A 24,963-nucleotide genomic window follows, 5' to 3' on the forward strand; every position below is an offset into this window, starting at 1 on the left:
GTATTGCTTGTCCAGCGACAGGTTGCCCGGGTTGTAGAAGGCGAACAGGAACAGCAGCGCCAAACCCCACAGACCCAACAACAGGATGTTGGTGATGGCAGTCTTCTTGCCCTTCAGAACGGTCATCGACACGTTGTAAAGGAAGATCAGCGCGGCAACGACGATACCGGCCTTGACCCATTTGGGTTGCTCAAGGAACTCGCGCCCCTCTTTGCCCAGCAGCCAGTTGCCTTCGAACAGGTTGAAGACATAGGTCAAAACCACGCCCAACGTACCGACCACAAGAATGATCAGCTGCAAATAGGCCAGCTTGGGCGAGTGGATTTCACGCTCGGCCTCTTCCGGGATCAGAAAATAGGCCGCCCCGAAAAAGCCCAGTATCAGCCAGACGATCAGCGAGTTGGTGTGCAGCATCCGCACGATATTGAACGGCAGAAGCTCGCTCAGGAAGTTAGGCGACACATAGATCAGACCGGCCAGCAGGCCGCCGATCACTTGGATCGCGAACAACGCCATGGCTACCGCAAAGTAGGCATAGGCGATTTTTTGGGATTCGTATTTCATTGCTCCATTCCCCTTCTCAGCCAGCCTCGTTGGGCGGCCAGTCCTGAGCGTCGATATTGTCCGTCCAGATCAGGAAGTTGGTCAGATCCCGGATCTCTTCGTCGCTGAGGTTGAATTGCGGCATCTGCCGACGACCGGGAATGCCGGTGGGTTGTGCCTCCATCCAGCCCTTGAGGGATTCAAAGGCCGATTCCGGGTCGTCCAACACGCCCCAACGTGTCATCACATTGCCGACCTCAGGGGCAAAGTAAGCCCCTTCGCCAAGGATCGTGTGGCAGTTGATACAGGCGTGTTTTTCCCAAACATGTTTGCCCCGAACCACACTTTCGTCGAGCTTCGCGGCATTTTCGGAATTGACGATATACAGATGTGAATGGGCCGATAGAGCCAGAAAGATGAGGATGAAGAACAGTGACCCGCCATAGAATATGTTGCGAGCCATGCTCTTTGTCATGACTTCTCGCATCGCGCTCTCCTTTGCGCAGATTAGCTAGTGCAGGCAACATGACGTGCGGGTCACAGGGCTGCCTTAACGAAAGTCAAGACTTCTAAAGTATCCTCAGGAACAAGATCAGAGATCCGCAAACACCGAGATTAACGAAATGACCTTAGGGTCGCCTTGAAATCTGAGGCAATTGTGAACACTTTCGCGTCGACTTCTTGATATACCGGACGTAATCAACCACCTGAGAAAAGGTGAAAATTCCGTTTCAAAGATTGATGGGCAAAAATGGCGAACTATTCTTATATCGGTTATACACCCGGTGTCATCACGGTGAATACGATTGGGCCGGACACGGTTACGTTGGATGTCAATTTTGATCCCGACACGGATCGTCGTTTGTTTAGCGTGACGGACGCAGCTGGTGGTTTTATTCAAAACGGCGGCGGACCACCTATCCCCGATACAGGGGATGTTTTCAACGGTGACCGCTTTGACAACGAAGACGGTGATGACCTGACGCAGACCGGTACTATCACCACCCTCGATGGTTCGACCACCTTTCTAAGCGGCCCAATATACCTGGAAGAATCCTACGTTCTGTCCAAACCAGGCGGGGGCACAATTACTGTATATCGCGTCGAAGTTGACGGCGTATTGGGCGGCTATATTACCTCTGAACCTCTTGTGCCCGGTACGACCTACTCGATGAACATCGTGAATGTCACGCCGACCAATGCGCCCGACACAACTGACCCGGCTGCCATTATTGACGTGCCGTGCTTTACTGCCGGAACACTTATCATGACGCCAGAAGGTCCGATGCCCATCGAGGATCTGAAGGTGGGTGACATGGTCGTGACTGCCGACAACGGACCGCAACACATACGTTGGATCGGAACGCGAAACCTATCGCACGAAGAGCTGGTGAAAAAACCCAAGCTGCTTCCAATCCTCATCAAAGCCGGGGCCTTGGGGTGTGACTTGCCAAAACGCGACCTGCTTGTTTCGCCACAGCACCGTATGTTGGTTCGATCCCGGATCGCCGTCAGAATGTTTGACGCAGAGGAAATCCTAGTCCCCGCGCGCATTCTTACCGCCAGCCCTGGTATCAGCGTTGCAGAAGACACTGTATCAGTCACGTATTACCATCTTTTGTTCGACCGCCATGAAATCATCTTCGCAGAAGGTGCCCCGTCAGAAAGCCTTTTTGGCGGCGCACAGGCTCTGTCCAGCGTTCCCCCAGAAGCAAGGGCAGAAATCTTCGACCTGTTTCCGGAACTAGAGACCCCTTGGCACGTTCCTCAGTCTGTGCGGCACATACCTGAAAACGGAAGACGCGCTCGTGCGCTCGTATCCCGTCACGTCAAGAACGAACGCCCCCTGATATTCTGAACTGCAATCCGCGCTTAAGGTTCCGTGTCAGCCGTGCTTTGCTGCGCGCGGACCCGTCAGCGCTGGCCACATGGAAAACAGATACAACCCGATTGCGGCAATCCATAACCCGTCAGCCGTCAGCATGGCGGTCATATATCCACCTGCCAGCCCGGACCCCAGCCAGCGGACCAAAGCCGCCGCCGCCATAAGCCCGTATCCGACCGCCATGGGCGACGGAGCAACAAGGGGCCGGCCACTGTGGCCAAGGGCGGCGCGGCTCATGACGGCAAGGGTCATGCCACCAACGCACCCGATCCCCAAAATGTGCAGCGCGCCGATCTCATTGCCATATCCGATGACGGCAGACCCCCACAGCAACAACCCAAGGGCCAGCATCATCAGGCCCAGGTGCAAAGCAATCAGGATCGGCTGCCGCAACGCCCAACCCGCTCTCCACCGCGCCATGCGCATCAGCTGGGCGCCGCCCAGCAGCAGCGCGCAGATACCTGCCAACGAGACACTGCCCAAGGTCAGCACCAACAACGGCAGCACAAGGGCGAGCGCCACCACGGCCTTTTCCAGCGACGCGTTTGAAACCGGCCACAGGGCTTCGGGTACACCGTCGCGTTTCATTGCATTGCGCGTAAAGGCTGGTGTGATCCGTCCCCCAAGTATCGCTATCATAGAACACAAGGTCAGCAGCCCTGCGCGCACCCCGGTATTCAACGTGTCTGTGGTGATACCAATCCATTCCAGATGAACCATCAGGTTGGCCACCCATACCAAACTCAGGAGATACAGAAATATCATGTTCTGTGGCTTGGGCCTGCGTATCAGCTGGCTGGCAATTTTCAGGACAAGGATCGGGACAAAGCTCAGGTCGACAATCGCGACGGTGATCAGAGAGAGCGATCCTGAAAACCACACCGCCAGCCGCCCCGCCATCCAGATCAGCGCTACAATCGTGACAAAGCGCGCGCGCACTTCGGGCGTGCCGGTCCAGTTCGGAACTGCCGTCAGAAAGAACCCACCCAGTGCTGCCGTTGCATAGCCAAAAATCATCTCATGGGCATGCCACATGACCGGGGGCATTCCATAACTTTGCTCGTCATAAGGTAAAAGCCCATCCAGTGAGGCCAGCCAAACACCCCAGGCGACACCGGCAAACACACCATAAAGACCGGCGGAAAGGAAAAATATCCGAAATCCTTCGCTGAAAATGCGCGATATTGCAGATGACATGCCTGCTCTCCATGGCTCATCTTATCGTTCAACAAGCAGTACCGTCCGACGGGATTGGGGCACTTAACCGAAATCAAGACGCCAAAAACATGTGTGAAAAAAACAGGTTTTATTGGTGAAATCTGAACCTGGTTTTTGTCCAAAGAACGAAGTTAGCGCCGCGCCCGTTGACTTTGGTCAAGGATGACAATCCCGTGATGGATCAGTCTCTGCACTGCCTCACCACGCAAATGGAGAGTGATCATGTCACTTGGAATCAGCTACAACAAGACCGGCCGCGCTTTTGGGGTCGGATTGGCAATGTTGTTGGGCAGCGTCGCTGCTCCAGCTTTTGCCGACGAGCCAACGCTTAGCGACGAAGCCTTTGAAGCTTCGAAACAACTGTACTTTGAACAATGTGCAGGCTGCCACGGGGTTTTGCGCAAAGGCGCAACCGGTAAAAACCTGGAACCGCATTGGAAAAAGACCGCAGCTGACGGCACCGTAACCGAAGGCGGCACCCTGAAACTGGGTCAGGAACGCCTTGAGAAAATCATCGCCTGGGGAACTGAAGGCGGGATGAACAACTTCTCGGACATCATGTCCGAGCAGGAAATCAAGGATATGGCGACCTACATCATGATGGAGGCCCCAAAGCCGCCTGAAATGTCGCTGGAACAGATGAAGGCAACCCGCAAGGTTTATGTCGAAGAAGCGGATTATCCGACCGAGCCGCTGCACGGCCGCAACTGGGAAAACTTCTTTGTCGTCATCGAACGCGATGTGGGCAAGGTTGCCGTCATCGACGGTGACACGAAAGAAGTGCTGACGCATATTCCGACTGGCTATGCCGTGCACGTCCTGAAAGCTTCAGAGCATCACAACATCACCGAACCCGAAACACCTGGACGTTTCTGGTACACAATGGGCCGTGACGGCAAGATGACCAAGATCGACCTCTGGCAAACGCCGGACAAGATGCTGGTTTCAGAAGTCAAGATTGCCTATGACGCGCGAGATGTTGCCGTGTCGGGTGACGGCAAATACGTCATCGGTGGGGGATACTGGCCGCCGCACTTCGCAATCGTTGACGCGCAGACCATGGAACCGCTGAAAGTCGTTTCGACGCGCGGAACCAACGTGGACGGTGAATATGTGGAAGAAAGCCGTGTGGCCGCCATCTACACGACACCGAATGAACCCACATGGATTGTTGCCGTGAAAGAGCTGGGTCAGCTCTGGCAGGTTGACTACACCGACCTCGACAATTTGCGGATCGACAAGATCGACAGCGCCAAGTTCCTGCATGACGGGTTCTTCGACCCGACAGGCCGGTACTTCCAGATCGCGGCAAACGCGTCGAACAAGATGGTCGTTGTCGATACCGAAACGCACAAGCTTGAGGCGATGATCGACACCGCTGCCCTGCCGCACCCCGGTCCGGGCGCCAACTGGATTGACCCGAATTGCGGACCTGTGGCGGGTACAACCCACCTGGGTGTCGGTACCGTGACAGTCTGGGGCAACGACCCAGAAGGTCACCCGGATCAGGCCTGGAAAACCTGTTACGAGGTGGAAACCGACGGCCCCGGCCTGTTTGTCCGTACCCATCCGAACTCGGACTACATCTGGGCTGACCAGACCAAACACCCCGAGCCGGAAATTCAGCAATCGGTTCAGGTCATCTCGAAAGAGACAGGCGAGATCGTGAAAACCATTCAGATCACCGAAGACGAAGGCAGCGCCGCTGTTCACTTCGAATTCAACGCCGATGGTACCGAGGTTTGGGTTTCCAAGTGGAACCTGTCGGATTCGAAAGAACCCAATGGCCAGATCGTGATCTTCGACGCCAAGACATTGGAAGAGATCGGTCGTATTGACGGGCTTTACGCCCCGACCGGCAAATTCAATGTCCACAACCGGTCGAACCACGTCACCTGACGGGTTCGCAACTTAAACCGGAAAGGGCGGGCCCCTCGCCCGCCCTTTCCTCGTTTGACAGATCCGCCAAACTCACCGGCCTGCCACCCAAGGCCAGACAAGACAGCCAAAACGGAGCCCGGATATGACTTCCGAACCGGATAAGAAAAAACCGATCTGGCGCCGGTATTTCCTGTGGGGAATGCCCGTGGCCGGCATTGCTGCGGCCTTTGCCGCCGGCATCATCTTCTGGGGTGGGTTCAACACCGCCATGGAAGCCACAAATACCAAGGAATTCTGTGTCTCGTGCCACGAGATGCGGGATTTTGTTTATGCGGAATACCAGGGCACGATCCACGACGTGAACCGTTCGGGCGTTGGTGCGGTCTGCTCGGACTGTCACGTACCCAAGGACTGGACCCACAAGATCATCCGAAAAATAAAGGCCTCGAAAGAGCTTTATGGAAAGGTGGTCGGTACCATCAACACCCGCGAGAAATTCGAAGCCAAGCGCATTCATCTTGCCATGAATGAGTGGGAGCGGATGAAAGCAACGGACTCGCGCGAATGTCGAAACTGCCATGACTTTGAATCGATGATGCCCGAATTCCAGCGTCCCCGTGCGCGTCAGCAGCACCTGAACGCAATGGAAACCGGTCAGACTTGTATCGACTGCCACAAGGGCATTGCCCACTCGAATATCCGAGACCGCGCAACCGACGAGTATCTGGAAGAGCTTGAAGCACCAAACCCGGCCTTCATCCGGCCAATTCCGCCAGAATACCTTGCCAGCCTTGAGCGGATCGAAACCAAGGAAGCTGCCGAGGCCGAGGCCGAAAAAGCTGCAAAGAAAGCCCAGCAGGAGGCCGTTCAGGCCCAGATTGCGGCAGCAGTTGATGCGGCCATCGCGGAAGAGCGGGCAACGGCTGCAACCGATGGGTCTGCAACACCTGCCAGCAGTGAAAGCGGCGATGTCGGTGCCAACATCGACTGGAATGCGGTGGCCGCGGCGGATCTGAAACTGTTCTACCCAGGCCAGGCGTCATTTGAATGGGTGCAGAACGGAAAAACCCATGGCGGGGCCCGCCCGCTGACCAAAGGTGGTGATCAATGTTCGACCTGTCATGCCAAAGAACTGGATGCGATTGGTAACAAGATCGTTGCCGGTGGCGAGCTGGAACCCACTCCGATCCCCGGCAAACGCGGTGTGATCGATGTAACCGTTCAGGCCGCGCATGATGACGAAAACCTGTACATCCGTCTGCAATGGCCGGATGCGGGGCACAACCCTGCTCCGTTTGTCGATGGCGGCAAAATGGATACTGAAAACCAGATCAAGGTCGCTATGATGATCACCGGAACCGGTATCGAGCTGGGCGATCAGGTCGGGTGCTGGGCGTCGTGCCACGCCGACAACACCTATATGCCCTTTGCGCCTGAGGCGGATGCAATTGCTGCGAACGGGGATGTTTCCGGTCGCCTGACCGCTCAGGACACCGTGACCAAATACATCAGCGAAAGCCGCACCGAGATCGAGATCAAAGGCAGAGGTGGCAAGGCTTTGGGCGGTTGGGACAAGTTGCAGGCCGCAGAACAGATCGAGCGGTATCTGGCTGACGGCACCTATCTTGACCTGATGCGCGTCTACGCGGACGGCAGCGCCACAAATGGTTACCTGCTGGAACAGCGGGTGGTCAATGATGGTGAGATTGCAGCCTCGGCAAACCTGTCTGGTGGCATGTGGACGGTTGTTTTCACACGTCCGCTGAACTCGGGCGCACCCGGCGATGTCCCGCTGGAGGCCGGTCAAACCTATACGGTCGGTTTTGCAATCCATGATGACTTTGCCGCCGCACGGTTCCACCACGTAACGCTGGATACCAGCCTAGCGCTCGACGACGACAGCGCGTTTATCAACGTGGTCAAGCAATAACAGTTTGGGGCCGGTTCTCCCGGCCCCAATTACTTTGGAAAGGAGACATGGACCATGAAACCCCACCGCCTTCTTCCCGCGCTGCTGCTTCTTGCCGCGCCAGCCTGGTCAGATGAAACCGCCGAGATCTGCGCCGAAGCCGAAGAGCGTTATGTCGAACTGTTCGGCCACCCCTCGGCCTCGGTCGAGGACGCCAAGGTGGTTTTGATGTACAACTACAAATTCTGCCCGTTCGAGCTGACCGTAAAGGCAGGTACAACTGTCCGATGGGTGAATGTCGACAAGCGCACCAGCCACAGTGTGTTGCTGAAAGATGGCAGCGAACCCGAAAGCGATCGGTTGTTCCCGGAAGAAACGGTTGAAATGACTTTCCTGACACCGGGCCCTCAGGATTATCTCTGCGGACCCCACTGGGAGACACAGAACATGATCGGGATGATCACTGTCGAGCCCTGATTTTAGGTGTACTTACAGGCTGAATTGAGGGGCGCGGGCGCAAATCCCGCGCTCCTTAACTTATGTCAAGGAGGTTGGTTTTCGATTGCGCCAATCTGCCTTCATGACACGCCCGGCCTACCCAGCAACGTCCCGCAAAAGCATTGGATTCGCGCAGGAATACCCGGGTTTCGAAGACATTCAGACCCAGCGAGTTTGAACATGAGCGGTAAGGTTTTTCTGATTGGTGCAGGCCCCGGCGACCCCGAACTGATGACGCTGCGTGCCCTGCGAATGCTGCAGGAAGCGGATGTAGTTGTCTATGACAGACTGGTGTCTGCCGACATCCTGAATCTACACGCCGAAGGCGCGCGGCTGATCCCTGTTGGGAAAGCACCCAAATGCCATACTGTCCCACAGGACCGGATCAACGAAATCCTTCTGGAAGAGGCCAGCGCAGGTCACACGGTCGCCCGTCTGAAAGGTGGCGATCCGATGATCTTTGGCCGCGGCTCGGAAGAAGCCGCTTATCTGATGGCCCATGGCGTGGCAGTCGAATACGCACCGGGGATCACGGCGGCGCAGGGCGCGTCCTGCTCGACCGGCGTGCCGCTGACCCATCGCGGTCTGGCCACCTCGGTTCAATATGTTACCGGACACCGGCAGGCAGACAAAGTGCTGGATCTGGACTGGAAACGCCTGGCCGACCCGGACACGACACTGGTGGTCTATATGGGTGTGGCCAATATCGGCCAGATCGCCATGGGTCTGATGACCGAAAACCTGCCAGGATCGACGCCGGTTCTGGCCATCGGAAATGCGACGACACCTGATGAACACCGGCTGGTGTCACGGCTGGACCAATTGGCCAACGACGTGCGCACCTCCGGGCTGAAGGCGCCAACGCTTTTCATCATCGGCAAAGTTGTCTCACTTTACGCCGAACAGCCCATGGCGGACATTCTGGAACGGGCCCATGGCTAAGCTGGGGTGCAGAAATCGTGTGCCGTGCCCCGCGCCGAACGGAAATGTGCCCGGCCGTGCGGGGTGGGTTGCCCGAACCTTTCTGACAACTGCGGTTCTGGCCGCAACGTCCGCCTTTGCTGCCGATGTCATTGATCCCAACGCACTGAAAAGACTTGTGCATCAGGATTGCGGCTCGTGCCACGGGTTATCGTTGAAAGGTGGCCTGGGGCCCGATCTGCGCTCGAATACACTGAAGCATTACGACGCCGAGGTTTTGACCGGTGTCATCCTTGACGGCATCCCCGATACGGCGATGCCCCCGTGGCGGCCCCTGATCAGTGAAGAAGAGGCCGAATGGATTGCCCGATACCTGCTGGAACAGGAGGCACGATGAAACACCTTATCCTCAGCCTTGCGGCGACATTGATGATGACCACGGCCCAAGCCGAGCCAATGGCGACTGGAGACCTTGGGCTGGTGATCGAACGTGCCAGCGGATCGGTCCTGCTGGTGGACCAGTCCGACCGCGCCGCTCTGGCCCGGATAGAAGGACTGGGCGATCTGTCCCACGCCTCGTTGGTCTATTCACCGGATGAACGTTTCGCCTATGTCTTTGGCCGCGACGGAGGCCTGACCAAGGTTGACATTGTCACCCGTCAGATCGTGAACCGCGTTGTTCAGTCCGGAAACGCCATTGGCGGCGCCATCTCGGACGATGGTACGCTTGTGGCGGTATCGAATTACGAACCCGGCGGTGTGCGCGTGTTTGATGCACAAACGCTGGAGATGGTGGCTGACATTCCCACTGGCAGTAAAACGATTGGTTTGGTCGACGCGCCGGGCCGCCGTTTCGTTTTCACCATGTGGGACACCGGCGAGACATGGATCGCGGATTTCACAAAGGGCACGCCCGAGATCACCAGAATCGCCGATATCGGCAAGAACCCCTACGATGCGCTGATCACTGCCAATGGCCGCACCTATATCACCGGCCTGTTTGGAGAGGATGGTCTGACGGCGCTTGATCTGTGGTCCGACAACCCGGAACCGATCCGCGTTCTACCCGGCTATGGCCGTGGTCAGGAGGAAATGCCGGTCTACAAGATGCCTCATCTGGAAGGTTGGGCGCTGACAGGGTCCGAATTCGTCTTGCCCGCCGTTGGTCACCACGAGGTTTTGTGGATTGACGCCACCACCCTGACCGAGACCGGACGCACACAAACCCACGGACAGCCGGTCTTTGCCATGGCGCGCCCGGACGGGCGGCAGGTCTGGGTTAACTTTGCCCACCCGCTGAACGATACCATTCAGGTCATCGATACCGTCAGCAAACAGATCATCCACGAATTCAAGCCCGGCCCTGCCGTTTTGCACATGGAATTCACACCGCGCGGGCACGAGGTTTGGATCAGTGTGCGCGATGCGAACAAGGTCATGGTTTATGACACGCATAGTTTCGAAAAACTGCGTGAGATCGAGGCCGAAAGCCCTTCGGGTATCTTCTTTACCGCGCGTGCGCACAAGACGGGTCTGTAAGTCATGCAACACATTACAGACCCGATCGACCGCCGCTTGCTGGATGAATTTCAGCGCGATTTCCCGGTGACCGAACGCCCGTTTCAGGTTCTTGGAAGCGCACTTGGACTTGACGAAAGCGAAGTCATCCACCGCCTTTCAAGAATGCGCACGACGGGTCGCATCACACGGGTTGGCGCAACCATCACGCCCGGCGCGGTGACGGCCAGTACGCTGGCGGCTGTGTCCGTCCCGGAGGAGCGGCTGGAAGAGGTCGCCGCCCTGATCGACGCCGAACCGGGTGTAAACCACAATTATCAGCGCGAGGACGCCTGGAACCTCTGGTTTGTTGCAACCGGCCCGGATCGGGCGCATGTGGATGCTACCCTCGCACGGATCAGCCGGGTCACCGGGCTGCGGGTGCTGGATTTGCGGCTGGTGCGCCCTTTCAACGTTGATCTTGGGTTCCGCATGATCGGCGGGGTCAAAACCGTGCCTACAGCACGCCAGGTGGATGCAACTGCGATGCGCGAGGGTGATCGGTATCTACTGCAGACGCTGAGTTCGGGACTGTCTCTGGTCGCTGAACCCTATGCAGATTTGGCACATTCACTGAACCGGGACGTTGATGATGTGATGGCGCGAGTCATCGCGTTGCATTCGGCCGGTATCATCTCGCGGCTGGGCGTCATCGTACGTCACCGGGCGCTTGGCTGGTCGGCCAATGCGATGGTTGTCTGGGACCTGCCAGCGGAGCAGGTCGATACAGCCGGCCCCGCTTTGGCGGCTTTCCCCGGTGTGACCTTGTGTTACGAGCGCAACCCGGTGCCCGGTGTGTGGCCATATCGCCTGTATTCCATGATCCACGCGCGATCCCGCAGCGAGGCTTTGGACGTGCTGACCCGTGCGACGGCCCTGCCAGAACTGACGGGTGCACGGAACAAGGTTCTGTTCTCAACCCGCTGCTTCAAGCAGACCGGCGCGCTGATTCAAACCAAAGAGGTCGCCGCATGACGCTGGACCAAACTGACCGTGCGATCCTGAACCGGATGCAAGACGATCTGCCACTGGTTTCACATCCTTACGCAACAGTCGCCAAAGAACTTGGCCTGTCCGAGGCCGAATTGCTGGTGCGCCTGACGTGCATGAAAGAGGCCCGTGTCATCACACGTTTTGGGCCGTTCTTCGACGCCGCGGCGATGGGCGGTGCCTTTTGCCTCTGTGCGATGGCCGTTCCAGCTGGGGAATTTGAAGTCGTCCTGACCAAAGTCAATGCACACCCCGAGGTCGCCCATAATTATGAACGCACGCACCGGCTGAACATGTGGTTCGTACTGGCAACGGAAACGCCCGAAGGGATCGAGGCCGCGGCCGATGCAATTGAACGGGAAACAGGGATCGAGGTTCTTTGTTTCCCCAAACTTCAGGAATTCTACATCGGCTTTCGGGTAGCGGCATGATCGACGCAACAGACAGACAGATTATCCAAGCACTACAGGGCGGATTGCCTCTGGTTTCCGCCCCATATGCTCAGGTTGCTGATGATCTAGGGATGCAGGAAGCCGATCTGCTTGAGAGGCTGTCAGCTCTCAAGGCGCGCGGCGTAATCCGCCGTATCGCGGCCGCCCCTAACCACTACAAGCTGGGCATGACTTCGAACGGCATGACTGTCTGGGATGTCGAAGATGACCGCATCGCCAAATTGGGCGCTCAGATCGGTGCCCTACCCTTTGTCACCCATTGCTATGAACGTCCCCGCGCGTTGCCGGACTGGCCCTATAACCTGTTTGCCATGGTTCACGGATCGGATCGGGATGAGGTCGAAGAAAAGCGAGCCGAGATCGCCGCAATTCTGGGTGACGCCTGCCGGGCCAAGGATATCCTCTATTCCACGCGCATCCTGAAAAAGACCGGGCTGCGCCTGAAAAAGAAAGGCTGAGACGATGTTCCGCCTGACAGAATACATGCACCAGCTGGTCAAGCCGACCCCGGTGCGTAAACACCGCCCCGGCCCTGTGAAACCGGTGGTGATCTGGAACCTGACGCGGCGCTGCAATCTGAAGTGCCGTCATTGCTACACCGTCTCGGCGGATGTTGCGTTCCCGGGCGAGCTCAGCCACGAGCAAGCCATGGTAACCCTTGAGGATCTGGGCCAGTTTCGCGTCCCGGCCCTGATCCTCTCGGGTGGGGAACCACTGGACAGGTTCGATTTCTTCGACATTGCCAAACGTGCCCGCGAGCTGGTGCCGATGCTGGCGCTGTCGACCAACGGAACACGAGTTCATGATGAAACAGCCGACATGATTGCCGACGTTGGTTTCAACTACGTTGGCATCTCGTTGGATGGGATCGGGGCCACAAATGACTGGTTCCGCGGTGTTGAAGGGGCTTTTGCCGACGCCCTGCGCGGTGTGCGCGAATGCAAGAGGCGCGGCATCAAGGTTGGCTTGCGGTTCTGCCTGACCGAAGGCACGCAGCATCACCTGCCGGACCTGCTTCAGCTATGCGATGACGAGGGCGTCGACAAGTTTTACCTGTCGCACCTGGTTTATGCCGGGCGTGGTGACAAGAACCGCGGTGAAGATGCCGAGCATCAGCGCACCCGCAAGGGAATGGATCTGCTGTTGGAGCGCGCGTGGGAGGCTGCCTCGGGCGGTCGCCCGCTGGATATCGTGACCGGCAACAATGATGCAGACGCGGGGTATTTTCTGAACTGGATTCGTGCGCATTTCGACGCTGACAAGGCTGCGCATGTCCGCGAGCATCTGGCCGCTTGGGGAGGAAATTCCAGCGGTTTGGGTGTAGCCAATATCGACAATCTGGGCCGGGTCCATCCTGACACCTACTGGTCCGATTACACAGTAGGCAACGTTAAGACTAATCCGTTTTCCGAGCTTTGGACCAGCGACGATCCGATGTTGGCCATGCTGCGCACGCGTCCGCGCCCGCTTAGGGGTCGATGTGGGGCCTGCGAGCTAAAGGATGTCTGCGGTGGCAACACCCGCATCCGGGCCCTGCAACTGACCGGTGATCCCTGGGCCGAAGATCCGGCCTGTTACCTGACAAACGAAGAAATCGGTGTTGACGACGCAGGCGAGCGTCTGCGGGTTACGCCGTTCCGGGGGAAAAGCCATGATCCGGCGCATCAATTCTTTTAATCCCGTCTGCTCTGAGCCTTCGACATGGGTGCCAGAGACACCCAAGGGAGCCTCCGGCGGGAGTATTTTTGAAAAGATGAAGCTCGTGGTGATGTGTTCCGTGCTGACCGCAGGTGCAGCCTGGGCAGACGCACCAACGGATTATGCTGAACATTGTGCGTCCTGCCACGGTGAAAACCGTCTGGGCGGCGTCGGCCCGGCCTTGATCCCAGAGACGCTCCAGCGCATGCGGGGGCCGCGCGTGGCCGCGGTGATTGCCGAGGGGCGTACGGCCACGCAAATGCCTGCGTTCTCGCACGAGTTGGATGCGTTGCAGATTGAAGAGCTGGCAGGGTGGCTGAAATCTCCGTTGGAAACCAATCCCGAATGGGGTGAGGCTGATATCATGGCCAGCCGTACTCTGGACGAGGACTACTTCCCGGTCGATGCCCCCGTCTGGGACAGCGACCCGATGAATATCACTTTGGCCGTTGAGACCGGCGATCACCATGTCAGTGTTTTGGACGGGGATACGTTTGAAGTTCTGGACCGGTTCGAGACCCCCTTTGCCGTACACGGAGGCCCGAAATTCAGCCCGGATGGGCGGTACGTCTTCATCATGTCGCGCGATGGCTGGGTGCAGAAATATGACATCTGGGCGCTGAGGCAGGTGGGTAGGGTGCGTGCGGGCCTGAACAGCCGCAATATTGCAATGTCGGGCGATGGCAAATGGCTGGCCGTGGCGAACTATCTGCCGAACTCTCTGACATTGCTGTCCACCGAAGACCTGTCTGTGGCGAAAGTCATTGATGTTAAAGGTAAACAAGGTGATCCGAGCCGTGTGTCGGCGGTGTACCAGGCCCCACCACGCGAAAGCTTTGTGCTGGCGCTGAAGGATGTTCCCGAAATTTGGGAGGTGTTCTATGGTGCTAACCCGCCGCAATCCGGGCTGGGGCATGATTTCCGCATTGAGGGTCAGTTCAAGAATCCCGATCCCTTCCCGGTGCGCAAGATCACCACGCCGGATTATCTTGACGATTTCTTTTTCGACCAGAGCTATGAATACGTCATGGGCGCCTCGCGCGGAGGTGATGGCGGTCAGGTGATCGATCTGGTGATCGGTCAGAAAGTGGCCGACCTGGACCTACCGGGCATGCCGCATCTGGGTTCAGGCATTACCTGGAAACATGGTGATACGACCGTGATGGCGACGCCGCATCTGACTGATGGCACCGTATCGGTGATCGACATGGAAAGCTGGGAGACCGTCAAGCGGATCAAGACCGAGGGGCCCGGTTTCTTCATGCGCAGCCATGAGAATTCGCCTTACGTCTGGGCCGATGTGTTCTTTGGGCCGAACAAGGACGCAATGCATGTGATCGACAAGCAAAGCCTTGAAATCGTGAAGACTTTGCGCCCCGCACCGGGCAAGACGGTGGCCCATGTCGAATTCACAAAGGATGGCCGCCACGCGCTGGTTTCGATCTGGGAGGATGACGGTGCGGTGATTGTCTATGACGCGCAGACGCTGGAAGAGGTCCGCCGCCTGCCGATGCGCAAACCGTCTGGGAAGTACAATGTCTGGAACAAAATTACCTTCTCGGAAGGCACCAGCCACTGAGGGGCAGTGGCCGGTCTGGAAACTGGCCGTTCTGCTTTATCCAGCCACCATGTTGACCGTGGCCATCAACCTGTTTCTGGCCGGGCTGATCCTGCACAGCGCCGGTTTCGGGGTGATTGGACCGGTTCCGGCGATCCTTTGGTCAATACCTTTGGGCATACCCGCGTCCTGGTTGGCGGGGCGATGGGTGCGTGGGTTGATGGACGAAGCGGACGGCTGAAGGGAAATTCCAAAGGCCTGACGAAAGTCAAGTATCGGACAGGGAAAACCGCCTACGACTCGGGAAAGAATACCGAGTTGGATTCTCCATGCCTGCCTTTAACTCCTTCCACACCCTCCCTGATCGCGCGTTACGTGCGGCGTGTGGACTGGCAGGCATTTTCCTTCTGTTGTTGCAAATGCTTGGCCCGGTGCTGGCGAGTCCCGGTGAGAGCATGTGGGTGGAGATCTGCTCGGAGGCGGGCGCGGTCTGGGTTCAAGTTGGCCTTGAAGAAGGCGACGATGATCCAACCGCGCCCTGCCCGAAATGCGCGGACTGTGCGCTTTGTGCGGTGACGGCGTCAGCACCGATGCCGGGCGCTTTGCTGCCCGCAAGCGTCGGAAATGTTCAAAATGTACGCTTTGAACATGGGGGGCAGTGCATTTTGTACAGCCCCAAACACCTGTGGCCCGAAACCCGGGGGCCCCCGTTTGCGACCCGAGAAGAATCTGAACGCGCCCCGCGCGCGTCCATGGCGTCCACCCAATTGATCGGAGGTGCGCCGTGGTCGTAAGTCGCGCAATCCATTTCCTTCTGGCCCTCGTTCTGTCCTGCAGTGTTGCAATCAGTGCACGCGCCGACAGTCTTGCCAGCTTTCTTCCCGACATTGATCCGGCTGACCTGGCACCGGGCGCCGACGCGTTTGGCCCGGTACGCAGCGACGTGAAGGTTGCCCCGGTCCTTCGGGGTGGCGAGACCATCGCGTGGGCTTTTCTGACTTCGGACTTTGTCGGAACGACCGGCTATTCCGGCAAACCCATTCACGTGGTTGCCGCCATCGACGCAGACGCTGTTTTGACCGGTGTTCAGCTGGTCAAGCATTCCGAACCCATCGTGCTGATCGGCATTCCCAATTCCCGGATGGTCGAACTGACCGAAGGCTATGCGGGCCTTGACCTGAAACGAGAGGCCGAGACCGGGGGCGAGGGGCATGACCTCGACATTATCTCGGGCGCGACCGTGACGATCATGGTGATTGATGACAGCCTTGTGCGCGGAGGGATCAAAGTGGCCCGCGCGCTGGGGCTGGGCGGATTGTCTCCGGTGCAGGCTGGAGGTCCGAAGCGCGAAGTCGATATGGCGCAGGGTGCGGTTTACGATTGGACCACATTGTCGGGAGACGGCTCGGTCCGACGCATGACGCTGGATGTCGGGCAGGTCAATGCTGCCTTTGAAGCCACCGGGGATCAGCGCGCGATCAAGCGACCCGAACCGGGCGCGCCGGATGACACCTTCATCGACATGCACATGGCGCTTGTTTCGGTGCCATCGATCGGCAAGTCGCTGCTGGGTGAGGCCGAATACCAGAACCTGACCAACTGGCTGGACGAGGGCGAACAGGCCATTCTGGTACTGGGGCGCGGGGCCTATAGTTTCAAGGGCTCGGGCTATGTTCGGGGTGGGATCTTTGACCGGATTCAGCTGATCCAGGGCGACAGCTCGGTGCGGTTCTTTGACAAGCAGCAGCGCCGTCTGGGTGAGGTTGCCGCGCCAGATGCCCCCAGCTTTACCGAACTGGATATCTTCAAGATTCCCGCTGATGCCGAGTTTGACCCGGCCGAGCCGTTCCGCCTGCAATTGCTGGTGCAGCGTGCCGTCGGGGCGGTTGAAAAGACCTTTCTGACCTTCGATCTGGGATACAAACTGCCGGAACAGTACCTGTTGCCCGTCACCGCGCCTTCGGTCGTGGATGATGCAACCGGCGAAGCGGCTGCCAAGGCCGCCCTGTGGCAGCGCATCTGGAAGGATCGCACTGTCGAGATCGCCGGGCTAGGTGTCATGCTGCTGGTGCTGACGGCCACGTTCTTCTTCCAGTTCCACGCCACGATGAACGCGCGCGTCTTCTACTGGTTCCGCATCGGGTATCTGACGATAACCCTGTTCTTCATCGGCTGGTATGCCAATGCACAGCTGAGCGTGGTGAACCTGATGGCGCTGGCGGGCAGTTTGCGCACGGGGTTCTCGTGGGATGCGTTCCTGCTGGATCCGCTGGTCTTTATCCAGTGGTTTGCCGTGGCCGCCGCCCTGCTGTTCTGGGGTCGCGGTGCCTATTGCGGCTGGCTGTGCCCGTTTGGCGCGCTTCAGGAGCTGACCAACAAGATCGCGCGGGCGCTGAAAGTGCCGCAATGGACTTTGCCCTGGGGTCTGAACGAGCGTCTCTGGCCTGCGAAATACATGATCTTTCTGGGTCTTTTTGGCCTGAGTTTCGTCTCGATCCCGCTGGCCGAGCAATATGCCGAGATCGAGCCGTTCAAGACCGCGATCATTCTGAAATTCATGCGCGACTGGCCGTTTGTGGTCTTTGCGCTGGTCCTGCTGGGGATCGGGCTGTTCGTTGAACGGTTCTATTGCCGCTATCTTTGCCCGCTGGGCGGAGCGCTGGCGATCCCTGCCCGTATCCGCATGTTCGACTGGCTGCGCCGCTATAACGATTGTGGCACGCCCTGTCAGACCTGCGCCAATGAATGCCCCGTTCAGGCGATCCACCCCACTGGTGAGATCAATCCGAACGAGTGCGTCACCTGCCTGCATTGTCAGGTGCTCTATCAGTCCGAGGACAAATGTCCCGTCGTTATCCGCCAACTGAAACGGCGGGCCAAGACCGGGTCGGTCACACCTAAGACCCCCCTCGGGCAACCACCGGCGAACCATCCGAACGCCAAACCGAAAACCGTTTCCTAAAAAGGAGGAACGACCATGTCGGACCAAGAAAACAAACTGAACATCACGCGCCGCGGTATGCTGGGGGCCACTGCCACCGGTGCCGTTATCGCCGGGACCGGTCTGGGATCGACCCTGATGACCGCGAAAGAGGCCAGCGCTGCCGCCAAGCAGCATCTGGAGCCGGGCGAGCTGGACGAATATTACGGCTTCTGGTCGTCGGGCCAGACCGGCGAGCTGCGCATTCTGGGCGTGCCGTCCATGCGCGAGCTGATGCGGGTGCCGGTGTTCAACCGCTGCTCGGCCACGGGCTGGGGCCAGACCAACGAGTCGCTGAAGGTTCTGACCGAAGGCCTGTTGCCTGAAACCAAGGAATTCCTGGCTGCAAACGGCAAGGTCACCTATGACAACGGCGACCTGCACCACCCGCATATGTCTTTCACCGATGGCACCTATGATGGCCGTTATCTGTTCATGAACGACAAGGCCAACACCCGCGTGGCCCGTGTACGTTGTGACGTGATGAAATGCGACAAGATCATCGAGATCCCGAACGCGCATGACATCCACGGCCTGCGTCCGCAGAAATTCCCGCGCACCGGCTATGTCTTTGCCAATGGTGAGCACGAGGCCCCGCTGGTCAATGACGGCCAGATCCTTGATGACCCGTCGCAATATGTGAACATCTTTACTGCCATCGACGGCGACAGCATGGAAGTTGCATGGCAGGTGATGGTGTCGGGCAACCTCGACAACACCGACTGCGACTATCAGGGCAAATACGCCTTCTCGACCTCGTATAACTCGGAAATGGGTATGAACCTGGCCGAGATGACCGAGAACGAGCTGGACCATGTGGTCGTGTTCAACCTCAAAGGTATCGAAGAAGCCGTAGCGGCCGGGAACTATAAGGAACTGAACGGCGTCAAGGTCGTGGACGGGCGTAAAGAGGCGGGTGGAAACCTGACCCGGTACATCCCGATCCCGAACTCGCCGCACGGTGTGAACGCGGCCCCCGACAAGAAACACATCATGATCAACGGCAAGCTGTCGCCGACCGTGTCCGTGATCGATGTGGAAAAGGTCGATGCGCTGTTCAGCGAAAACGCCGATCCGCGTTCCGCTGTTGTCGCCGAGCCGCAGCTGGGTCTTGGCCCGCTTCACACGGCGTTCGACGGCAAGGGCAACGCCTATACCACCCTGTTCCTGGACAGCCAGGTGGTGAAGTGGGACATCGCCAAGGCGATCGAGGCCTATGCGGGTGCCGATGTTGACCCGATCGTCGACAAGGTCGACGTGCATTACCAGCCGGGCCACAACTCGACCTCGATGGGTGAAACTGCCGAAGCCGATGGCAAGTGGCTGATTTCGATGAACAAGTTCTCGAAAGACCGCTTCCTGAACGTGGGTCCTCTGAAGCCCGAGAATGAGCAGCTGATCGATATTTCCGGCGACAAGATGAAGGTGGTCCATGACGGCCCGACCTTTGCCGAGCCGCATGACTCGATCATTGTTCACCGGTCCAAGGTGAACCCGGTCAATGTCTGGGACCGCAACGACCCAATGTGGGAAGAGGCGCGTGCGCAGGCTGCTGCTGACGGTGTCGATCTGGACGAAGGTGCCGAGGAACCGATCCGGGATGGCAACAAGGTACGGGTCTACATGACCTCGACCGCGCCCGTGTTCAGCATGGAGAAGTTCACCGTCAAACAGGGTGACGAGGTGACCGTTTATGTCACCAACCTCGATGACGTGGATGATGTGACCCACGGCTTCTGCCTGTCGAACTTCGGTATCGCGATGGAAGTTGCACCGCAAGCCACCGCCTCGGTCACGTTCATTGCCGACCGTCCGGGCGTGCACTGGTTCTATTGCCAGTGGTTCTGCCACGCGCTGCACATGGAGATGCGCGGCCGGATGTTTGTTGAGCCGCGGAGCGCATAAACATGCGTTGGCCCCTGCTCATACCGCTCCTGCTCGGCTCGCCCCTTTGGGCGGCGGACTGGGATGTGCCCAACCGGGCGGGGGCCATCAACGAGATACTGGCGCAGGCGGCGGATGGAGACACCCTTCGCCTGAGCCCAGGCGTTTACGTCGAGCAGTTGGTTCTGGACCGGCCCGTGACCCTCGACGGGCTGGGACAGGCCACCATCGACGGCCAAGGCCAAGGCAGCGTGATCACAGTGACCGGGCCGGGCGTGACCCTGCGCGGGCTGACGGTGATCGGATCGGGATCGGACCATGACGGGATCGACAGCGGCATCCAGCTGACCAAGACGGCGCGCGCGCCGGTGGTCGAGGACAATGTGCTGCTGGGCAATCTTTACGGCATCGACATCCACGGTGCGAAGGACAGCATCGTGCGACGCAACCGGATTGAAGGGCGGCAGGATCGCCACATGAACGCGCGCGGCAATGGTGTCTATGTCTGGAACGCGCCGGGTGCGGTGGTTGAAGGCAATGACATCCGCTATGGGCGCGACGGGATCTTTGTGAATTCGTCCAAGAAGAACACCTTTACCGGCAACCTGTTCCGCGATCTGCGGTTTGCCGTTCACTACATGTATGCCGACGACTCGGTTGTCAGCGACAATGTCTCGATCGGCAACGATCTGGGCTATGCGGTGATGTTCACGACCAATGTGCGGGTCGCCAACAACGTCTCGATCGGGGACCGCGAACATGGCGTGATGCTGAACTATGCCAACAAGAGCGTCATCACCGGCAATGTCGTGAAAGGTGCCAAGGAAAAATGCACCTTTCTGTATAACTCGAACAAGAACGAATTCACCGACAACTGGTTCGAGGGATGTGGCATCGGTATCCACTTTACCGCCGGCAGTGAACGCAACCGCATCGTCGGCAATTCATTCATCGGCAACCGGACGCAGGTGAAATATGTCTCGACCAAATGGGTCGAGTGGTCCGAGGACGGGCGCGGCAATTACTGGTCCGATTTTGCCGCCTATGATGTGGATGGCAATGGCATCGCCGATGTCCCCTATCGACCCAATGACAGTATGGACCATGTGCTGTGGACCCAACCCGCAGCCAAATTGCTGCTCGGCTCCCCCGCCGTGCAGCTGGTGCGCTGGTCGCAATCGGCCTTCCCGGCTTTGTTGCCGGGGGGTGTGATGGACAGCAACCCATTGATGCAAGCCCCTGAACCCCCAGCTATGAAAAAGGTGCCTCATGACGGATAAGGCCCTGTCAATTGACCATGTCAGCAAGAACCGGGGGAAAACCTGCGTTCTTGACGATATCACCCTGTCCCTTGCCCCCGGTCAGCGCGTGGCGCTGCTGGGCCATAACGGCGCGGGCAAGTCGACCCTGATCAAATCCATCCTTGGCCTGACGCCAATTCAGGACGGGACCATTCGGGTCGGCGACGCAACCCCCGGCAGCGCGCAGGCACGGCGGGATACGGCCTATCTGCCCGAGGCGGTCTCGTTTCACCCGGCGTTGACCGGGCGCGAGCAGCTGACGCTGTTTGCGAAACTGTCCGGGTCGAAAGCCGATGTGCCCGGTCTGCTGGAACGCGTCGGCCTGAGCGACGCTTTGGACCGCCGGATCGGAGCTTATTCCAAGGGGATGCGGCAACGACTGGGGCTGGCGCAGGTGCTGCTGGGACAGCCGAAAGTGGCGCTGCTGGATGAGCCAACATCGGGCCTGGACCCGATCTCGCGGCAGGACCTCTATGCCATTATTGACGAATTGGCCGCGCAGGGTACTGCGGTGCTGATTGCCAGCCATGCGTTGACCGAGGTTGAGGCCCGCACCGACCGGATCGCCATCATGCGCAAGGGTCGGATGGTGGCCGATGACACGCTGAACAACCTGTCGGCGCTGGCCGGGCTGCCGATCCGCCTGAAGGTGCGCGCCAGCGCCAATGCAGATGCCCTGGCCGCTGAACTGGGCGGCAACAGGATCAACGGCGCATCCGTTGAGCTGCTCTGCACACCCGAAGACAAGATGGAGGCCCTGCGCCGGATCGCCGGGTTGGGCGATGCAGTGGCGGATGTGGAAATGACCCCGCCCAAGCTGGAGGATCTTTATCGCCACTACGCACAAGAGGAGAGGACATGACCCGCTTCCTTGCCATCACCCGAACTGAAATGCTGATCCTGCGCCGCAACCGCTGGCTGCTGGTTGCCACGCTGATCATGGTGCTGTTCGCCTTGGCGCTGACCTTTGCGGGCAGTGCGCCCACCGGCACTTTGGGTGTTGATATGCTGACCGTCTCGGTCGCGTCGATGACCACGCTGTCGGTCTATCTTGCGCCGCTCTTGGCGCTGATGATTGCCTTTGATGCCATCGCCGGTGACGTGGATCGGGGCAGCCTGTCGCTGCTGCTGTCCTACCCGGCGGGGCGCGGAGAGATTCTGTTAGGTAAATTCACCGCCCATCTGGCGGCGCTGGCTTTTGCCATGACCATCGGCTTTGGCACAGCTGGCGCGGTGGCCGCGTTTTTTGGCGGTGCGGGGCCGGAAAGCCTGATGGCTCTGGTCCGCCTCATCCTCACATCCATCCTGCTGGGCGCCGTGTTTCTGGCGCTGGGATACCTGCTGTCCGCCTTGGCAAAGGGGGCCACGGCGGCGGCGGGGATGTCGGCCGGGCTCTGGCTGGTTTTTGTCGTCCTCTATGATCTGGGCCTGTTGGGGGCCGTCGTCATGGACAAGGGCGGCACCTTCACCCAATCCGTCTTCCCGTGGGTGATGGTGGCCAACCCGGCCGACGCGTTCCGTCTGTGGAACATCGCCGCGACCGAAGGCGTCGCGATGGCCTCGGGCATGACCGGGGCCGCACAGGCCCTGCCGGTCTGGGCCGCGCCCGCGTCGCTGCTGATCTGGCCGGTGCTGGGCTTTGCCCTCGCCCGGCTGGCTTTCCGGAGGGTTGAGCCATGAGACGTCTTGCCCTGATCGCATTGCTCGCACTGGCGGCCTGCAAGGAAGAGCTGGCCGAGGCCCCTGACCCGGTCGATCTGACCCCGGATGCGCTGAGCTATTTCTGTCAGATGAATGTCGCCGAGCATGGCGGGCCCAAGGGGCAGATTCATCTGAAAGGCTATCCGGCCCCGCTGTTTTTCGCGCAGGTTCGGGACATGGTGGCCTATCTGAAAAGCCCCGAGCGCGATGCGGATATCACTGCCATCTATGTCAGCGATATGGGCGTCGCGCCAAGCTGGCGGCAGCCGGGGATTTCGAACTGGATCGCTGCGGATGATGCGACTTTTGTGGTTGGTGCCGATGTGGCAGGCGGCATGGGCGCGCGCGAAGTGGTGCCCTTTGCCGATCCTGCCGATGCCCAGGTTTTCGCAGAGACCTATGGCGGGACCGCGATGCGCCTGCCCGACATTCCCGATGCCGAGGTGCTGGGCCCTGTCGATCTTGATCTGACATTGGAGACCCCCGTATGACCGCCCTGTCCCGTCGCCGTTTTCTGATCATTTCCGCCGCTTGTGTGGCCACCCCGGCCATGGCTTCGGACGCGTACTGGCGCGGAACCGCCCTTGGGGCTGCGGCCAGCCTGCGGTTGGTCGGGCTGGCGGATGCCGAGGCCGCACCGATCATCGCCGTCGTCGAGGGTGAGGTGACCCGGCTGGAGGATATCTTCAGCCTGTACCGTCCGCAGTCACAGCTGAGCCGCCTGAACCGCGACGGTGTTTTGACCGCACCCGCACCTGAGCTGTTGGAGGTATTGAGCCTGAGCAGCGCCCTGCATCAGGCCTCCGGCGGCGCATTCGACCCCAGCATTCAGCCCCTGTGGTATGCTTTGGCAACAGGCGCAGGCCCCGGAGATCTGGCTGCCGCCCGCGCTGCTGTGGGCTGGGAACGGGTGTCTTTCGATGCTGCGTCGGTGCGGCTGCCGGTGCCGGGCCAGTCGGCCCTGACGCTGAACGGTATCGCCCAAGGCGCGATCACGGATCGGATCGCCGCGCTGCTGCGTGGCTTTGGTTTGCGTGATGTTCTGGTCGATATGGGAGAGGTTGCCGCCTTGGGTTCGCGAGGCGACGGCACGCCCTGGAAAATCGGGTTGGCCGCGCCGGACCAGCGGGTTCTGAAGCGGGTCGCGCTGCGTGACCGCGCTGTCGCGACGTCATCATCGCTGGGGACGCAGCTGGGACAGGGTTTCGGTCACATCATCACCCCGGACGGGCCTGCAAACCGGGACAGAACGGTTTCGGTTTCTGCCCCTGACGCGGTGATGGCAGATGGTCTGTCCACCGCAATTTGCGCGGCATCTGACAGTCAAGTCACTGAAATCTTGCGGCGTTTTCCCGAGGCCCATATCGAGCTGAATGTATGACGCATGGTCGCAAATCTCAGGTGCGTCAGGAAAATTCGCGAAAAACATGATATAGGTCAATTCGTGCGCTGCTTCGCGCAGCTAGGAAGTAAGGACGCGAACCAATCTATCCACACTCGAGTCGCCAGCCATGAGCCAGTTGACCAGCAGACGCGCTTTTCTGAGCGCACGTATCCTACGGGAGGATCCTGATGCGATCCGACCGCCGGGTGCGGGCGTGACAGGCTTTGCCGATCTGTGCACCGGCTGCGAAGACTGCGCCGGGGCTTGCCCGGAAGAGATCATCACATTCGACAACAGCGGCTTTCCGGTTCTGGATCTTTCTGGAGGCGGCTGCACCTTATGCGGCGCATGTGCCGAGGTTTGCCCGACCCCGGCGCTGTTGCCCGAGCGTGTGGCAGAGTGGCCGTGGCGCGCACGGATCGAGGCTGCAAGCTGCCTGTCGATGAACGGGGTAAGCTGCCGCCTGTGCCAGGACACTTGCGAACAGGAAGCCATCCGCTTTCGCCTGCAACTGGGCGGGCGGGCTGAACCGGCGCTTGAAACCGAAACCTGCATCGGATGCGGCACATGTTCTGCCGCCTGCCCCGCCGGGGCCATCACGAT

General features: G+C 59.1%; 24 protein-coding genes. 21 read left to right on the top strand and 3 right to left on the bottom strand.

Features of this window, described 5'->3' with window-relative positions; genetic code table 11:
* Positions 1-564: cbb3-type cytochrome c oxidase subunit I (locus AC2FND_RS13505; RefSeq protein ID WP_496770278.1), on the bottom strand; the 564-nt coding region annotated here is incomplete at its 3' end.
* Positions 565-580: 16 nt separating this feature from the next.
* A complete protein-coding gene (locus tag AC2FND_RS13510) occupies positions 581-1,030 on the bottom strand; it encodes a c-type cytochrome (protein WP_209597154.1) in 450 nt (149 codons plus the stop codon).
* Positions 1,031-1,294: 264 nt separating this feature from the next.
* On the opposite strand from AC2FND_RS13510, the gene AC2FND_RS13515 reads away from it, so the two are divergent.
* Positions 1,295-2,401 carry a Hint domain-containing protein gene (locus AC2FND_RS13515; RefSeq protein WP_496770279.1) on the top strand — a complete coding sequence of 369 codons (1,107 nt, stop codon included), beginning with the start codon at positions 1,295-1,297 and terminating at the stop codon, positions 2,399-2,401.
* Between the two features lie 27 nt (positions 2,402-2,428).
* Here the strand turns inward: AC2FND_RS13515 and AC2FND_RS13520 are convergent, their stop codons facing one another.
* Positions 2,429-3,625 (bottom strand): NnrS family protein, encoded by a 1,197-nt coding sequence (locus tag AC2FND_RS13520; protein WP_496770280.1) that lies wholly within the window; start codon positions 3,623-3,625, stop codon positions 2,429-2,431.
* A gap of 243 nt (positions 3,626-3,868) precedes the next feature.
* Here AC2FND_RS13520 and AC2FND_RS13525 point away from each other — a divergent pair, with 243 nt between their 5' ends.
* The 20 genes from AC2FND_RS13525 to napF form a co-directional block, all read left to right on the top strand.
* Positions 3,869-5,545 (top strand): cytochrome D1 domain-containing protein, encoded by a 1,677-nt coding sequence (locus tag AC2FND_RS13525; protein WP_209597150.1) that lies wholly within the window; start codon positions 3,869-3,871, stop codon positions 5,543-5,545.
* 124 nt (positions 5,546-5,669) lie between these two features.
* On the top strand, positions 5,670-7,457 hold the full coding sequence (locus tag AC2FND_RS13530) for a NapC/NirT family cytochrome c (RefSeq protein WP_496770281.1): 1,788 nt from the start codon (positions 5,670-5,672) through the stop codon (positions 7,455-7,457).
* A 54-nt stretch (positions 7,458-7,511) separates the two neighbouring features.
* On the top strand, positions 7,512-7,913 hold the full coding sequence (locus tag AC2FND_RS13535) for a cupredoxin domain-containing protein (protein ID WP_209507051.1): 402 nt from the start codon (positions 7,512-7,514) through the stop codon (positions 7,911-7,913).
* A gap of 201 nt (positions 7,914-8,114) precedes the next feature.
* A complete protein-coding gene (gene cobA / locus AC2FND_RS13540; RefSeq protein WP_480900555.1) occupies positions 8,115-8,876 on the top strand; it encodes a uroporphyrinogen-III C-methyltransferase in 762 nt (253 codons plus the stop codon).
* Positions 8,869-9,252 carry a c-type cytochrome gene (locus AC2FND_RS13545; protein ID WP_209507049.1) on the top strand — a complete coding sequence of 128 codons (384 nt, stop codon included), beginning with the start codon at positions 8,869-8,871 and terminating at the stop codon, positions 9,250-9,252. The genes cobA and AC2FND_RS13545 overlap by 8 nt, the downstream gene beginning before the upstream one ends.
* On the top strand, positions 9,249-10,394 hold the full coding sequence (locus tag AC2FND_RS13550) for a cytochrome D1 domain-containing protein (RefSeq protein WP_496770283.1): 1,146 nt from the start codon (positions 9,249-9,251) through the stop codon (positions 10,392-10,394). The genes AC2FND_RS13545 and AC2FND_RS13550 overlap by 4 nt, the downstream gene beginning before the upstream one ends.
* 3 nt (positions 10,395-10,397) lie before the next feature.
* Positions 10,398-11,387, top strand: a complete 990-nt coding sequence (gene ahbB, locus AC2FND_RS13555) for a siroheme decarboxylase subunit beta (RefSeq protein ID WP_496770284.1) — start codon at positions 10,398-10,400, stop codon at positions 11,385-11,387.
* Complete coding sequence (locus AC2FND_RS13560; protein ID WP_496770286.1) at positions 11,384-11,833, top strand: Lrp/AsnC family transcriptional regulator; 450 nt, start codon at positions 11,384-11,386, stop codon at positions 11,831-11,833. Before ahbB (AC2FND_RS13555) ends, AC2FND_RS13560 begins: the two co-directional genes overlap by 4 nt.
* Positions 11,830-12,312, top strand: a complete 483-nt coding sequence (ahbB, locus tag AC2FND_RS13565) for a siroheme decarboxylase subunit beta (RefSeq protein ID WP_480911548.1) — start codon at positions 11,830-11,832, stop codon at positions 12,310-12,312. The genes AC2FND_RS13560 and ahbB (AC2FND_RS13565) overlap by 4 nt, the downstream gene beginning before the upstream one ends.
* Before the next feature lie 4 nt (positions 12,313-12,316).
* The gene (nirJ, locus tag AC2FND_RS13570) at positions 12,317-13,531 is read left to right on the top strand and encodes a heme d1 biosynthesis radical SAM protein NirJ (RefSeq protein ID WP_496770288.1); all 1,215 of its coding nucleotides are present in this window, start codon (positions 12,317-12,319) and stop codon (positions 13,529-13,531) included.
* A gap of 76 nt (positions 13,532-13,607) precedes the next feature.
* Positions 13,608-15,131, top strand: coding sequence for a cytochrome D1 domain-containing protein (locus AC2FND_RS13575; RefSeq protein WP_496770289.1), 1,524 nt, complete (start codon positions 13,608-13,610; stop codon positions 15,129-15,131).
* Complete coding sequence (locus AC2FND_RS13580) at positions 15,088-15,351, top strand: hypothetical protein (RefSeq protein ID WP_496770291.1); 264 nt, start codon at positions 15,088-15,090, stop codon at positions 15,349-15,351. Before AC2FND_RS13575 ends, AC2FND_RS13580 begins: the two co-directional genes overlap by 44 nt.
* 543 nt (positions 15,352-15,894) lie before the next feature.
* The gene (locus AC2FND_RS13585) at positions 15,895-18,072 is read left to right on the top strand and encodes a 4Fe-4S binding protein (protein WP_496770293.1); all 2,178 of its coding nucleotides are present in this window, start codon (positions 15,895-15,897) and stop codon (positions 18,070-18,072) included.
* A gap of 15 nt (positions 18,073-18,087) precedes the next feature.
* Positions 18,088-19,995: a TAT-dependent nitrous-oxide reductase gene (gene nosZ / locus AC2FND_RS13590; RefSeq protein WP_496770294.1), complete on the top strand. Its 1,908-nt coding sequence runs from the start codon at positions 18,088-18,090 to the stop codon at positions 19,993-19,995.
* 2 nt (positions 19,996-19,997) lie between these two features.
* On the top strand, positions 19,998-21,254 hold the full coding sequence (locus tag AC2FND_RS13595) for a nitrous oxide reductase family maturation protein NosD (RefSeq protein ID WP_480588486.1): 1,257 nt from the start codon (positions 19,998-20,000) through the stop codon (positions 21,252-21,254).
* Positions 21,244-22,137: an ABC transporter ATP-binding protein gene (locus tag AC2FND_RS13600; RefSeq protein WP_496770296.1), complete on the top strand. Its 894-nt coding sequence runs from the start codon at positions 21,244-21,246 to the stop codon at positions 22,135-22,137. Before AC2FND_RS13595 ends, AC2FND_RS13600 begins: the two co-directional genes overlap by 11 nt.
* Positions 22,134-22,955 (top strand): ABC transporter permease, encoded by an 822-nt coding sequence (locus tag AC2FND_RS13605; protein WP_496770297.1) that lies wholly within the window; start codon positions 22,134-22,136, stop codon positions 22,953-22,955. Before AC2FND_RS13600 ends, AC2FND_RS13605 begins: the two co-directional genes overlap by 4 nt.
* The gene (locus AC2FND_RS13610; protein WP_496770298.1) at positions 22,952-23,467 is read left to right on the top strand and encodes a nitrous oxide reductase accessory protein NosL; all 516 of its coding nucleotides are present in this window, start codon (positions 22,952-22,954) and stop codon (positions 23,465-23,467) included. The genes AC2FND_RS13605 and AC2FND_RS13610 overlap by 4 nt, the downstream gene beginning before the upstream one ends.
* Entirely contained in the window at positions 23,464-24,357 is an 894-nt protein-coding gene (locus tag AC2FND_RS13615) for an FAD:protein FMN transferase (protein WP_496770299.1), read from the top strand. Before AC2FND_RS13610 ends, AC2FND_RS13615 begins: the two co-directional genes overlap by 4 nt.
* 130 nt (positions 24,358-24,487) lie before the next feature.
* Positions 24,488-24,963 (top strand): ferredoxin-type protein NapF (gene napF, locus AC2FND_RS13620; RefSeq protein WP_496770300.1); only part of this gene is annotated, 476 nt, incomplete at its 3' end.

The organism is Ruegeria sp. BHSB056, assembly GCF_059613305.1.

What these genes read in the sequence shown, in the direction of transcription:
- AC2FND_RS13510 (WP_209597154.1), bottom strand. Translation starts at nt 1,030, where the DNA reads ATGCGAGAAGTCATGACAAAGAGCATGGCTCGCAACATATTCTATGGC.
- AC2FND_RS13515 (WP_496770279.1), top strand. Translation starts at nt 1,295, where the DNA reads ATGGCGAACTATTCTTATATCGGTTATACACCCGGTGTCATCACGGTG.
- AC2FND_RS13520 (WP_496770280.1), bottom strand. Translation starts at nt 3,625, where the DNA reads ATGTCATCTGCAATATCGCGCATTTTCAGCGAAGGATTTCGGATATTT.
- AC2FND_RS13525 (WP_209597150.1), top strand. Translation starts at nt 3,869, where the DNA reads ATGTCACTTGGAATCAGCTACAACAAGACCGGCCGCGCTTTTGGGGTC.
- AC2FND_RS13530 (WP_496770281.1), top strand. Translation starts at nt 5,670, where the DNA reads ATGACTTCCGAACCGGATAAGAAAAAACCGATCTGGCGCCGGTATTTC.
- AC2FND_RS13535 (WP_209507051.1), top strand. Translation starts at nt 7,512, where the DNA reads ATGAAACCCCACCGCCTTCTTCCCGCGCTGCTGCTTCTTGCCGCGCCA.
- cobA (WP_480900555.1), top strand. Translation starts at nt 8,115, where the DNA reads ATGAGCGGTAAGGTTTTTCTGATTGGTGCAGGCCCCGGCGACCCCGAA.
- AC2FND_RS13545 (WP_209507049.1), top strand. Translation starts at nt 8,869, where the DNA reads ATGGCTAAGCTGGGGTGCAGAAATCGTGTGCCGTGCCCCGCGCCGAAC.
- AC2FND_RS13550 (WP_496770283.1), top strand. Translation starts at nt 9,249, where the DNA reads ATGAAACACCTTATCCTCAGCCTTGCGGCGACATTGATGATGACCACG.
- ahbB (WP_496770284.1), top strand. Translation starts at nt 10,398, where the DNA reads ATGCAACACATTACAGACCCGATCGACCGCCGCTTGCTGGATGAATTT.
- AC2FND_RS13560 (WP_496770286.1), top strand. Translation starts at nt 11,384, where the DNA reads ATGACGCTGGACCAAACTGACCGTGCGATCCTGAACCGGATGCAAGAC.
- ahbB (WP_480911548.1), top strand. Translation starts at nt 11,830, where the DNA reads ATGATCGACGCAACAGACAGACAGATTATCCAAGCACTACAGGGCGGA.
- nirJ (WP_496770288.1), top strand. Translation starts at nt 12,317, where the DNA reads ATGTTCCGCCTGACAGAATACATGCACCAGCTGGTCAAGCCGACCCCG.
- AC2FND_RS13575 (WP_496770289.1), top strand. Translation starts at nt 13,608, where the DNA reads ATGAAGCTCGTGGTGATGTGTTCCGTGCTGACCGCAGGTGCAGCCTGG.
- AC2FND_RS13580 (WP_496770291.1), top strand. Translation starts at nt 15,088, where the DNA reads ATGTCTGGAACAAAATTACCTTCTCGGAAGGCACCAGCCACTGAGGGG.
- nosZ (WP_496770294.1), top strand. Translation starts at nt 18,088, where the DNA reads ATGTCGGACCAAGAAAACAAACTGAACATCACGCGCCGCGGTATGCTG.
- AC2FND_RS13595 (WP_480588486.1), top strand. Translation starts at nt 19,998, where the DNA reads ATGCGTTGGCCCCTGCTCATACCGCTCCTGCTCGGCTCGCCCCTTTGG.
- AC2FND_RS13600 (WP_496770296.1), top strand. Translation starts at nt 21,244, where the DNA reads ATGACGGATAAGGCCCTGTCAATTGACCATGTCAGCAAGAACCGGGGG.
- AC2FND_RS13605 (WP_496770297.1), top strand. Translation starts at nt 22,134, where the DNA reads ATGACCCGCTTCCTTGCCATCACCCGAACTGAAATGCTGATCCTGCGC.
- AC2FND_RS13610 (WP_496770298.1), top strand. Translation starts at nt 22,952, where the DNA reads ATGAGACGTCTTGCCCTGATCGCATTGCTCGCACTGGCGGCCTGCAAG.
- AC2FND_RS13615 (WP_496770299.1), top strand. Translation starts at nt 23,464, where the DNA reads ATGACCGCCCTGTCCCGTCGCCGTTTTCTGATCATTTCCGCCGCTTGT.